The sequence below is a fragment of the Undibacterium umbellatum genome, from assembly GCF_014284125.1.
Classification (GTDB): Bacteria; Pseudomonadota; Gammaproteobacteria; order Burkholderiales; family Burkholderiaceae_D; genus Undibacterium; species Undibacterium umbellatum.
The window spans coordinates 1-873 of sequence record NZ_JACOFX010000058.1; the positions used below are offsets into that span (position 1 = coordinate 1).

Annotated in this window: 1 protein-coding gene; it reads right to left on the bottom strand. The window is 49.1% G+C overall.

Features of this window, described 5'->3' with window-relative positions; genetic code table 11:
- Positions 1-25: 25 nt before the first annotated feature.
- Positions 26-818, bottom strand: a protein-coding gene (locus tag H8L47_RS29145; protein ID WP_186957331.1) for an IS5 family transposase whose coding sequence is annotated in 2 segments (ribosomal slippage) — positions 26-554 and positions 553-818 — 795 coding nt in all. Because the reading frame shifts where the segments join, the coding sequence is not laid out codon by codon here.
- Positions 819-873 lie beyond the last annotated feature (55 nt).

Genomic DNA, 873 nt, shown 5'->3' on the forward strand with positions numbered 1-873 from the left:
AGAACCTGTTCGAGATCTTTTTTGATCACCCCCGCCGCAAGAGCAAAGTGAGGAATGCCAAATTAACGAATTGCAAGCTGGTATTCAATTGTCGCTCACAGTTTTTCCAAAGGCGATGGCATTTCTCAAGCCAGGCAAAAGAGCGTTCCACCACCCACCGCTGAGGCATGACACTAAAGGTGTGGAGTTCATTGCGCTTGGCAACTTGTACGGACGCCCCCAGAATTTGATGGACACCCTCAGCAAAAGGGCGCCCCGTATAACCACCATCGACGAGCACGCTGGCAACCTTGCCCAAGGAATGCTTGTGCTGCTCAAACGCTTCCAGTGCTCCCTTTCTATCCGTGATGTCGGCTGTTGTCACGGCAATGGCATGCGGTAGCCCCTCTGTGTCAACCGCAATATGGCGCTTGATTCCTGATATTTTCTTCCCTGCATCGTAGCCTTTGTGTTTTGCCGTATCCGTGTTTTTGACACTCTGGGCGTCAACGATCAAAAAGGTGCTGTGTACGTTCCGACCATGTTTGGTACGGGCCGCGCCAACCTGATTTTTTTAAAGCCTGCTCCAGCAGGCTTAACTCACTTCCCAACGGCTTCTCTTTCCATTGCTTAAAGTACGTGTACACCGTACTTTTGGGAGGAAAGTCGCTCGGCATCATGTCCCACTGGCAGCCGCTTTTTAACACGTACAATACCGCGCAAAAAACATCATATAAATCCACTTGGCGCGGCTTGGTTTTCTTGCGTGCGCTCAGCAGAATATCTTCTATCTTTGCAAACTGTTCTCTACTGATGTCGCTTGGGTAGGCTTTTCTCATCACCTAAGTTTACGCAATATTCCTTTTGTTTACAATAAGATCTCGAACAGCCTCT